The organism is Methylobacterium sp. WL64, assembly GCF_008039945.1.
Lineage (GTDB): Bacteria > Pseudomonadota > Alphaproteobacteria > Rhizobiales > Beijerinckiaceae > Methylobacterium.
The window spans coordinates 26,327-34,508 of record NZ_VRVA01000059.1 but is presented as its reverse complement, the minus strand read 5'-3'; the positions used below and the strand labels follow the sequence as shown (position 1 = coordinate 34,508).

Sequence of the window (8,182 nt, the reverse complement as noted above, 5' to 3'; positions counted from 1 at the left end):
ACTGTGGCGGTGAGGGCCGCACCTTGCTCTGTCGCGGGCTTAGAAAACCCTAGGCAAACACGGGCTGACCCTCACCTTGTAGCCTCACTGGCTTCACTCCAGCGGGCAACTCAAAGATACAAGGCAGAACCTCCCCGCGGGAGCGATGGCGTCGAATGCGCCGTCGGCGCTGATGCTCCCACGAGTCGGCAAAGAAAAACTGCGCCACGCGCACGGAGGAAACGATCATGCAGCTCCCGATCAAGCGGGCCATCGAAGCCGTACCTGGCGGCATGATGGTCGTGCCGCTGCTGGCCGGTGCCCTTATCGCAACCTTCTTTCCGGGCACGCCGAAACTCTTCGGCTCCTTCACGGGGGCGCTGTTCTCGGGCGCACTGACGATCCTCGCCGTGTTCTACGTGTGCATGGGCGCGAGCATCGATTTCCGGGCGACCCCCTACATCATGAAGAAGGGCGGCACGCTGCTGATCGTAAAGATCGGGATCGCCGTGATCCTCGGGTTCGTCTTCGGTCAGGTGCTCGGCGAGGCGCCGATCGCCGCCGGCATGTTCGCGGGCCTTTCCACCCTCGCGGTCGTCGCCAGCATGAACGACACCAACGGCGGGCTCTACATGGCGCTGATGGGCCAGTACGGTCGGCCGCGGGACGTCGGAGCCTACACCGTCATGTCCCTGGAAAGCGGGCCCTTCCTCACAATGGTGACGCTCGGCGTCGCGGGGCTCTCGACCTTTCCCTGGCAGACGCTCGTGGGCGCGATCCTACCGCTCGTCGTCGGCATGATCATCGGCAACCTCGATCGGGAGATGCGCGCCTTTCTTAGCCGCGCGATCCCGGTCATGATCCCGTTCTTCGCCTTTGCGCTCGGCGCCGGGCTTGACCTGTCGAAAGTGTGGCAGGCTGGCCTGCTCGGTCTTGGGATGGGCGTGGCGGTCGTGATCGTCACGGGCGTCCCGCTGTTCCTTGCCGATCGCTTGACCGGCGGGACGGGCGTCGCTGGCGTCGCCGCTGCCTCGACCGCGGGGAACGCCGCCGCCGTGCCGGCCATCGTCGCCTCGGCCAATCCGGCTTACGCGGACGCGGCGGGCCCCGCGACCATCCTCGTGGCAGCCTGCGTTGTGGTAACCGCGATCCTCGTCCCGATCGTGACGGCCTGGACCGCAAGAACCTTCGGCGACGTCCCGGAGACGGAAACCGAGTCCGAGACGGCAAGTTCGAACACGCCGGTCTCCCCAGATGCACCACGCGCTCAGCCCGCCGGCATCCGCTGAGATGCCAGGGCGCTGGCTCGTCCTTGCCGACGACCTCACGGGCGCGGCCGATTGCGCCATTGCGTTCGCGCGTCGGGGCTACGCCACGGCGGTGACCTGGGGCGAGGAGGCGCCCACCCCATCCGGGGGGCTGGCGGTGCTCGCCTACGACGCCGACAGCCGCGGCCTCCCTGCCGAGGCGGCCGCGCAACGCCACGCCGAGGTCCTCGATCGTCTGCTCGAGCCGGATCGGATCCTGTTCAAGAAGATCGACTCGACGCTAAGGGGACAGCCAGCGGCCGAGACGGTCGCCGCGATCGCGTGCCAAACGGCTCGGGCGGGGTCCGCCTTCGGGATCCTCGCACCGGCATTTCCCGCGACCGGACGGACCACTGTGGCAGGGCGCATTCGCGTCGACGGACGCCCGCTGGAGGACGCGGAGGTCTGGCGGCGCGACCACACCTACCCGAGCGCCGACCTCGCCGAGATGCTAGGCTCCGTCGGCATCAGGAGCGCGGTGGTCCCGCTCGAGACGGTGCGCGGTCCCGCCCTAGCCGCCGTGCTCGCAGGGATCGCCGCCGCCGGCACCGGTGTGGCCATCTGCGACGCCGAGACGGACGACGATCTCGGCCGCATCGCGGCCGGCGCCCCAGCAAATAGGCCGGCGACGTTCTTCATCGGCAGCGCAGGCCTCGCCCACGCGCTCGCCGCCGCGGACATACCAACGACCGGAGAGCCGATCCGAACCGCACCGGGCCAGCACGGAACCCTGATCGTAGTTGGGTCCCTCGCCACCGCCTCGCGCGTGGCTGCTTGCAAGCTTGCTGCTCTGAAGGACGTCGCTTACCTCCCAGCCTCACCCGAAACGCTCCTCCATGATCCGACTGGCCGCACGGCCCTCGCCGCGCGCGTTGCGCAGGTGACTACTGCCGGCGGTGACGTGCTGGTCGAGATCGCAATCGACGGCACGCTCGATACGATCCTCGGCCCGCGCCTCGTGCGCGGCCTCGCCGATGCCCTCGCTCCGGTCGCCCCGCAGATCGGCGCCCTCGCGGTAACCGGGGGTGAGACCGCCGCAGCGCTCCTCGCGTGTTGCGGCGTCGGCGGCATCCGCCTCGTCGACGAGATCGAGCCGGGCGTGTCGCTCGGCCTCACCCTGGGGCAACTCTCGATCCCCATCGCCACGAAGGCGGGTGCCTTCGGGGACGCGGACACTCTCATCCGCATCACCGAGCGCCTGCGCGCCGTCCGCAAAACAGGAAGCTTCGCATGACACGTCCAACCATCGCGATCACCATGGGCGATCCGGCCGGCATCGGGCCCGAAATAATCATGAAGGCGCTCGGCCAGCAGGATGTGCTGGCCCTGTGCAACCCCCTGGTGATCGGCGACGCGGGGCGTCTTCGGCAGGCGGGCGACATCGTCGGTTCGCAGATGGAGGTCGACGCTCTCGACGACGCCGACACGGCGAACTTCGCCGGCATGGCCGTGCAGTGCGTCGACCTCAAGATCGTGCCCTCGGACCTGCCCTTCGGCCGCGTGTCCCCGGTGGGGGGCGAGGCCGCCTACCGCTTCATCGAGCGGGCCGTCGAGGTCGTTCAGGCGGGACAGGCGCAGGGCATCTGCACGGCGCCGCTGTCCAAGGAGGCACTGCACGCCGCCGGCCACAAGTTCCCCGGCCACACGGAGCTCCTCGCTCACCTCACGGGGACGCCGGAGGTGTCGATGATGCTGGTCTCGCCGAAGCTCCGGGTGATCCACGTCACGACCCATATCGGCCTGATTGATGCCATCACGCGGATCGAGCCTGGGCTGGTGGAGCGGGTGATCGCACGAGGCCATGGCGTGCTGGTGAAGGCCGGGATCGCGAACCCGAAGATCGGCGTGTGCGCGATCAACCCGCACGCGGGCGAGAACGGCCTGTTCGGACGCGGCGAGGAAGCCGAGAAGATCGCCCCGGCGATCGAGGCGTGCCAGGCACGCGGCTGGGACGTGCGCGGCCCGCTCCCCGCCGACACGCTGTTCTTCCTCGCGGGGCGCGGCGACTACGACATGGTAGTCGCCATGTACCACGATCAGGGTCACGGGCCGATCAAGGTCCTGGGATTGGAGGCGGGCGTCAACATCACGGTCGGGCTTCCCGTGATCCGCACTTCCGTCGATCACGGCACTGCCTTCGACATAGCTGGGACCGGCGTCGCGGACGAGCGAAGCCTGGTGGAGGCTCTGCGTCAGGCCGTCGATCTCGCGCCGAGGCCAAATGCTTCCTGACGCCGACGAGAGCACCATCGCGTCGCGGTTGGCCAGGTCCGTACAGAGACCTGGAACGAGTGCGCCTTCAAGCCTTCGCTTTGACATCAAGCCACAGCTCACGCTGTAAGCGAAGCATCGTACGGGCGTGCTGGTCGCTGGTTATTGGCGCCCTGCGCCTGTTCGCCCTCATGACGAACCTATCAGCTCAATGTTTGGTCTCAGCATTTGGTGAAGCGGATTGCGCCCTCGCGAAACCGTCTTGCTTTCAGCCAGATCCTGCTTTTACGTCCGGCGGGCCTTTGAACGTCTCGATCGGGTGGAAAACGGTCCGACCGCTTTAAGCGCAGGATATGTCGATAGCTGCCTGTGATGGTCGAAGTCGCTTTCCCAAAGAACGGTGGTGTTTCGAGAAAGCCGGTGAATGGCCTCACACAGCAGTGCGGTCGGTGCTTATCCCTCGGCGGCCAACATCGTCAGCCGTTCACGCAGCCAGCGTTGTGCCGGATGGTTAGTCGTCCGGTCATGCCAGACACTCGCGATGGTAAAGCCAGGGATGGTGAGTGGCAGTTCCAGCACCTGCAGGCGATCCGACCAGCCATCGGCAACACGCCGAGGAATCAGCGCGATCATGTCGGACCGCGATACGACCTCCGGCACGATCAGGAAGCCCGACGTGGACAGGGCTACGGTGCGGCGGCGGCCGACAGCCTCTAGTGCCGCATCGGCAGGTCCCGAGAACCCGCCGCCCTGGGGAGACACCACAACGTGCTCCAAAGTACAGAACACGTCCAGGCTGACATAACCCTGCACGGCCGGGTGTCCCTTTCGGGCGATCACCGCGTAACCCTCACAATAGAGCTGACGCTGGCGCATGGCCGCCGGTGCATGGTCCGGAGATGCCAGGGCTAGGTCGACCTCGCCGCGCTCCAACTGTGTGGCGAGCGCCAGCACGTCGAGGGCACGCCAGGCGATGCGGACCCTGGGTGCCTCGGTCCTGAGCGCGACCGAGAACCGGGTGAGCAGCGCATACTGCACGTAGTCGCTCGCGGCGATCACCAGGGTGGCCTGCATGGTCGCCGGGTCGGACGGTGCTCCATTTGCCACAACCTTTCGGACACGCTCCAGTGCCTCATGCAACGGTTGCTGAAGCTCAACTGCGCGCTGGGTCAGGACCATCCCGCGCTGTGCCGGAATGAGGAGGGGATCGCCGAGAGCGTCGCGAAGCCGCGCCAGTCTGGCCGACAAGGCGGGCTGGCTGAGGTTCAGGCGCCGGGCGGCACGCGTGACGTTCCCTTCCGCCAGCAGGGCTTCGAGCGTGACGAGCAGGCCGAGATCGAGGTTCCTGGTATCCATGCCTTCGATAACAACAGGCAGGAGCTTCGATTTCAACACGGCGACGTACCACGCAATATGCCGAGCGGGCTTCGGTTTCCGAAGCTACCATCGACAACACGGATAGCAGTTTGCCGAAAGCCCCTGTCCTCGAACCGCATCGCCCTTCGTCGATCGCGTTCCCGCTGCTTGCGGCCATCCTGTTCCTGTTCTTCGTGTCGGCCAGCGTGCCCTCGCCCTTGTTCGTCGTGTTCCAAGGACGTTGGGGCTTCTCGCCGGGCATGCTGACGGTCGCTTTCAGCATCTACTCCCTGGTGCTTCTCGTGACCTTGCTCGTGGCCGGCTCGCTGTCCGACCATCTGGGACGCAAGCCGGTGATCGTCGCGGCGCTGGCGATCCAGGTCGCGTCCATGGCGCTGTTCCTGACGGCGGACGGCATTGGCGGACTGCTCGCCGCCCGAATCGTCCAGGGCCTGTCCATGGGCGTGGTCAACGGCGCCCTGTCCGCCGCGGTGATCGAGGCGGCGTCGCCGGCCCGAAAGGCGCTCGGCAGCCTGCTCACCAGCATCTCGCCGCTCGCAGGCTTGGCGACGGGCGCCTTCATCACCGGAGCCCTGCTCGGGATCACGGACAAGGCGGAGGTCTGGGCATTTGGGTTGCTCGGGGGGCTGTTCTGCCTGGGTGCGGCGACCGTGGTGCTCATCCCCGAGACGGCAAGCCCGGTGCCCGGCCTGCTTCGGTCCATGGTGCCGAGCGTGCATGTCGCCCAGTCGGCACGTGACGATTTCAGGCGTGGGCTACCGTTGCTCCTGGCCATTTGGGCGCTGTGCGGCTTCATCATCGCGCTCGGGCCGTCGCTGCTGCGCACCGTCTTCGGCATCAGCAGCGGATTGCTGAACGGCGCCACCGTCGCCGTGCTGTGTGGCGCCGGTACCGTGTCCCCGCTGATGCTGCGCGGGCTACCGCCTGGGCGCATGGCGGTAGTGGGCATGGCGGCGGTGACGGCCGGGGTCGGCCTCCTGCTCACGTCGATCGGCACCGGGGCACTGGCGCTATTCTTCGTCGGAGGCGCGCTCGCCGGCGCCGGGCTGGGCGCATCGTTCAGCGGCCTCATCCAGTCGCTCGTGCCGCTCACCCCGCTTCACGAACGTGCGGAACTTTTCGCGGCGATCTTCCTGATCACCTACCTGTCCCTGAGCGTCCCGCCCATCGCCGCCGGCTTCGCCGTTCCGCTGACCGGCTTCCTGGGCACGACCCAGGCTTATCTCGGCGCCGTCCTGGTCGTCTCGGCGATCGCGACCGTCCTGCAATGGCTGCCCTCGCGCAGCCGGGGAGCACCCGCGTGAAGGCTATCCAGGCTCATCCGCAGCAAGGGCTCGACGGCCTGACGTTGGTGGACCTTGCCGACCCCGGCGATCCCGGACCGAGCGCTATCCGCGTGCGGGTGCATGCCACCTCCCTGAACTTCCACGACCTGGGCGTGGTGACGGGACGGCTGCCGGCCGCCGATGGCCGCATCCCCATGGCCGACGGCGCCGGGGTGGTCGAGGCGGTCGGCTCGGAAGTCACTGAGTTCAGGCCTGGCGACCATGTCGTGTCGACCTTCTTCCCGACCTGGCTGGACGGCGAAGCCACCCTCGCCGACTTCGCCACCACACCGGGCGACGGGATCGACGGCTTCGCCCGGGAGGTGGTGGTGGCGCCCGCCACCTCCTTCACGCACACGCCGACCGGCTGGAGCCACGCCGCGGCCGCGACCCTGACCACGGCCGGGGTGACCGCGTGGCGGGCCCTGGTGGTCAACGGCGGCCTCAAGGTCGGCGACAGCGTGCTGGTGCTCGGCACGGGCGGGGTGTCGATCTTCGCGCTGCAGATCGCCCGGGCCATGGGGGCCACGGTGATCGCGACCTCCTCCTCCGATGAGAAGCTGGAGCGGCTTCGCGCGATGGGTGCTGCGCACGGCATCAACTACCGCCGGCACGAGCACTGGGGCGATCGGGTGCGGGAGCTCACGGGCGGGACCGGCGTGGATCACGTCGTGGAGGTAGGCGGCCCGGGCACGCTAGCGCAGTCGATCAAGGCCGCGCGCGTAGGAGGCCATATCTCGCTGATCGGCGTGCTGACCGGGAGGGCGGGCGCCGTCCCAACAGCCATGCTGATGGCACGGCAGCAACGCCTCCAGGGGCTGATCGTCGGCAGTCGCCGGCATCAGGTGGATCTAATCCGCGGCATCGACGCCGTCCACGGACACCCGGTGATCGACCGCTCCTTCCCGCTCGCCGAACTCGCCGATGCCTTCCGGCTCCAGGAGACTGGCGGCCACTTCGGCAAAATCGTCGTCGAGTTCTGATCAACGCATCTAGCAGGAGCATTGAACCATGAAGGTTCTTCTCGTCTTCGCCCACCCAGAACGCCACTCCCTGAACGGTGCGCTGCGCGACGTCGCCCTGGCCGAGTTGGAAGCGCAGGGGCATGAGGTCCGCGTCAGCGACCTCTACGCTGAAGGATGGAAGGCGAGCGTTGACCGCGCGGACTTCCCCGATATGGCGGAAGACGAGCGGCTACGGGTGGCCGGAGCGTCAGGTCGGGCGTTCACCGCCGGGGCGCTGACGGAGGACGTAAAGGCCGAGCAGGAGAAGCTGCTCTGGGCCGACACGCTGATCCTCCAGTTTCCGCTGTGGTGGTATGCGATGCCGGCCATCCTCAAGGGCTGGGTGGATCGCGTCTACGCTTTCGGCTTTGCCTACGGGGTGGGCGAACGGAGCGACACTCATTGGGGCGACCGCTTCGGCGAAGGTACGCTGGCCGGCAAGCACGCGATGCTGATCGTCACGGTCGGCGGGTGGGCGACGCACTACGCCCCGCGCGGCGTGAACGGTCCGATCGAGGACATCCTGTTCCCGATCAACCACGGCATCCTCTACTATCCCGGCTACACCGTCCTGCCGCCCTTTGTAGCCTACCGGGTGGACCGGCTAGACGAGACCGGGTTCGTGAAGATGGCGGACCAACTCAGGGAGCGGATGCGCAGCATCGAGACCACCGCGCCCATCCCATACAGGATGCAGAACGGCGGCGACTACCAAGTTCCCAGCCTGGAGCTGCGCCCGGAACTCGGCGATCCCGGTGCATCCGGCTTCGCCTTGCACGTGGATCGGATGCGGGTGGGTTGATACGGCTATAGCTTGCCAACCTGACTGCATGGTCGATCGACGGAGCATCAACGATGCTTCTTCATACTCCCGCAAACGAACGTAGAACGGGAAAGCTATGAACTCCTGCGGGGTAGGGCAGCAGGAACAGTTGTCCATTTCCCAAAATCCGTTCCCGATTTGCCTTTCCCAAAATCA

The 8,182-nt window shown here is 67.2% G+C and carries 7 protein-coding genes; 6 read left to right on the top strand and 1 reads right to left on the bottom strand.

Annotation, left to right across the window (positions count from 1 at the left end; translation table 11 throughout):
* Nucleotides 1-227: 227 nt before the first annotated feature.
* From FV242_RS21050 to pdxA, 3 genes are read left to right on the top strand one after another with little or no spacing between them, the layout of a single operon-like run.
* Entirely contained in the window at nt 228-1,268 is a 1,041-nt protein-coding gene (locus FV242_RS21050) for a 2-keto-3-deoxygluconate permease (protein ID WP_147940265.1), read from the top strand.
* A gap of 1 nt (nt 1,269) precedes the next feature.
* Nucleotides 1,270-2,520, top strand: a complete 1,251-nt coding sequence (locus tag FV242_RS21045) for a four-carbon acid sugar kinase family protein (RefSeq protein ID WP_147940264.1) — start codon at nt 1,270-1,272, stop codon at nt 2,518-2,520.
* Entirely contained in the window at nt 2,517-3,518 is a 1,002-nt protein-coding gene (pdxA, locus tag FV242_RS21040) for a 4-hydroxythreonine-4-phosphate dehydrogenase PdxA (RefSeq protein ID WP_147940263.1), read from the top strand. The genes FV242_RS21045 and pdxA overlap by 4 nt, the downstream gene beginning before the upstream one ends.
* A gap of 432 nt (nt 3,519-3,950) precedes the next feature.
* Here pdxA and FV242_RS21035 read toward each other — a convergent pair whose 3' ends face one another.
* The gene (locus tag FV242_RS21035) at nt 3,951-4,889 is read right to left on the bottom strand and encodes a LysR family transcriptional regulator (RefSeq protein ID WP_246692796.1); all 939 of its coding nucleotides are present in this window, start codon (nt 4,887-4,889) and stop codon (nt 3,951-3,953) included.
* Between the two features lie 74 nt (nt 4,890-4,963).
* On the opposite strand from FV242_RS21035, the gene FV242_RS21030 reads away from it, so the two are divergent.
* The 3 genes from FV242_RS21030 to FV242_RS21020 are packed head-to-tail and all read left to right on the top strand — an operon-like array spanning nt 4,964 to nt 8,005.
* Nucleotides 4,964-6,178, top strand: coding sequence for an MFS transporter (locus FV242_RS21030; protein ID WP_147940262.1), 1,215 nt, complete (start codon nt 4,964-4,966; stop codon nt 6,176-6,178).
* The gene (locus FV242_RS21025; protein WP_147940261.1) at nt 6,175-7,182 is read left to right on the top strand and encodes an NAD(P)-dependent alcohol dehydrogenase; all 1,008 of its coding nucleotides are present in this window, start codon (nt 6,175-6,177) and stop codon (nt 7,180-7,182) included. Before FV242_RS21030 ends, FV242_RS21025 begins: the two co-directional genes overlap by 4 nt.
* A 28-nt stretch (nt 7,183-7,210) precedes the next feature.
* Nucleotides 7,211-8,005 (top strand): NAD(P)H-dependent oxidoreductase, encoded by a 795-nt coding sequence (locus tag FV242_RS21020; protein WP_147940260.1) that lies wholly within the window; start codon nt 7,211-7,213, stop codon nt 8,003-8,005.
* The last annotated feature ends 177 nt before the right edge of the window (nt 8,006-8,182 follow it).